We start from the raw sequence: 2,644 nt of genomic DNA on the forward strand, positions 1-2,644 counted from the left end.
GGCGTAGGGGGGGGGTCGGTGATCCAGATATCAGAACAAGCCGTTAACTCTACAACGTTATGACTAGAAATAGCTACTTCTCCAACGCAGGGCTGTCTGTCATGGTAGGTCTCACTCATTGACTCTTTTAATGTATACAAGGATCTGTGAGCAAAGTTGTAGAATGTATTAAGTGCCTGGTTAGAAAAAACGTCAGTAGAGTTTTCGCTTGCTCCACCAACTTGCTTACCAGAACCATCTTTGGCTATCCGTTTTTGGGATGTAGTCCAACGGCACAGTTTAGAGTTGAAGTTGAGGAGTTCACAGAATGAAGTTGCAGTATATTTATTTATACGTTTCGCAACAATTGAAGCAACAAGTAAATTTCTTGGAGTAAATAGGTGATGCCAATGTGTCCAACCCCTCGTTTTTATGGGTTCATCAGTTTTATCACCGGTCTCTATTGGCGTATCTGGAATAAAGCCATCTTTCTGCCATTGAAATAGATTATCCTCCACAATACGAGTAACTTGTAATTCTCGGTCATAGTCTTCTTCACGAACAGGCGTGTAGAATGTTTCATGATGATGGGGCTCGGTAAGGGTATCTGCATGAATCCATTGGATGGCATAGAGACGCTCTTGAAAGATATCATCATGCCTTGGCTTAAATTCGTGCTTTTCCCATAAGCGCAGCTTATTTCTTGTTTGTCCATCCTTGTCTTTGTAATCACCACGAAGAGTTTTTATCGGTGTAGAATAAGCTTTACCATGTAACTTATATACAACATTACCACTTCTTACCGTTCCCTTTTCTGCTTCTTCCATTTCTTCAGCAGTGGCGTGACTGTTAATTCTTATATCAAAACATTTCTTGGCTTCGACAGGCACCAACTTCGCAACAATGCTCCGGCTTTTAGATATAATCCAGCTCGTGGCTAATGGCACTAACCACCCAGTCTCTGGGCAGATGACTTCCAAACAATATAGAAATGCTTTTGCTCTATGTCCTTCAGAGCAGTGTTCAATGCCCAAATCAGTAATTTCCTGATCAACGGCATCTGCTAAATCCTTTTGAGCCTGTTCGATTTCAGACCTCTGAGTTGAAGGAGCACCGATTATATTGATCGCCCCCCATGTCAGCATGCAGGCAATGGGGTTTAAATCAGAAGCGTATACTTCACATCCCAATCGTGCTGCCTCAAATGGAAGAGAACCTCCACCGGAGAAAGTGTCACCCACCCTGGGACGCCGACCATAACGGAGTATGCCTAATTGCTCTACCAATTCTTGATGTGATGAAGCATTAATACCTAAGTGATCAAGGTGCTGGTTGACTCTTCGCCAAATCGGCGAATAAAGCCATTGCTGATCTAACTCTTCCGGTCTTCTGCAAAGCAACGCCTTTTCTTCATAATTTTCAAAAGTCTTCAGTGCCTTATGGTACAGCGCAACTCTTTGGTCATTAGTAACCCCTCTGCGCCAGCGGATCGAAATACCTTTAGCATCAACATCAAGAGGAAAAGTCCAATGGTTTTCTTCACCAGTCGGTAGCTGTTCATCATTCAGCTTGTAAGTGAAATAACTCCAAGGATCATCAAGTGTGATTCTCAAGGCGATATCCTTGACTGAGAGATACGGCTTTTGAGATTTTTTCATAAAAGCCCTGCGAGCCAGTCCTTCATCATCGAACCCCATCAGCAGCTCAAAGATTTCCAGATCCTTTTCCACATCATCCGTCTGGGGCAGCAGACTGCCTAGCACAATGGCTCGAACAAGGATCAACGGCTTACGCCCTTTCCAGTAAGAGCCGAGAGCCGTCAGCGTCTGGCCGGAACCGGCCTTGCGTTCCCGCTGCGCTTCAAAAGATACTTTCTGTGCCGGAAATACGGCTTCAATCAACGCTGGCGCATCTTTCAGCGCCAAGGGTTTCAGTTCGGTTGTGGTCATGTAGCTTATGAGGTTCCTGAATACGTTCGGTCAAGCCAGCGCTAAAACAAACTCAAGGCGGGATCATTTTGATCAGCTTTGGGAGTCATGGCTTTACGATACTGAATAATCTGTTCATTTTGGGCAACATCGCCCAAAGCATGGCGCAGGGCGAGCCGCCAGCCTTTGTTACCATCTTTTACACCACCGGTACTGATAGCTGCCATACCGTATAACCACCAGCGTTCTTCCGGCCTTAATGCCAGCCAGTTTCTGACGGCAATGGGAATATGGTCAAACTCCATGGCCTCAATCGCCCAGGCAAGTACACAAAGTTCTTTGCCGAGGAGCCGGTCAACCATGTTGTCGCCCACTTTCCAGGCTGAGGTTTGCAGCTTGTGTTCTTTCAAACGGACATTGAATGCCCGTTGAACCTCACTACGCACAGCAGTCCAGCGTCGTCGCTCAAGTAGCACCCGATCCATAATGGCGGCGTTTTGATCCTGCGCCTGCATACCCAAATATTCAGAAATGAGTACCACGCCATTATTGTTTTTCGGGATAGAGACCAGAAAATGATGGGGGTCTGTGGTAGCAGGCACCCCAAAGCCAAGAGTCGGGTGGGCAAACCGTGATTTTCCCTGTCCGCGCTTTGTCTTTGTTTCGACGCTCTTTTTGCCGGTAGGTGCGTGTTCAGTCATCTGCCCTTTGTCCTGCTTCACTGGTAAGTGGTGATT

The 2,644-nt window shown here is 46.3% G+C and carries 2 protein-coding genes; both read right to left on the minus strand.

Going from position 1 to position 2,644, the window contains the following annotated elements; all coding sequences use genetic code 11:
* Nucleotides 1-1,928, minus strand: a 1,928-nt coding sequence (locus KDK19_RS18445; RefSeq protein ID WP_257292544.1) for a DUF1156 domain-containing protein, incomplete at its 3' end; no start/stop codon positions are given.
* Nucleotides 1,929-1,969: 41 nt separating this feature from the next.
* Nucleotides 1,970-2,644, minus strand: a 675-nt coding sequence (locus tag KDK19_RS18450; RefSeq protein ID WP_368736472.1) for an anti-phage-associated DUF3780 domain-containing protein, incomplete at its 5' end; no start/stop codon positions are given.

Source organism: Endozoicomonas sp. ONNA1, assembly GCF_024606325.1.
GTDB lineage: Bacteria > Pseudomonadota > Gammaproteobacteria > Pseudomonadales > Endozoicomonadaceae > Endozoicomonas_A.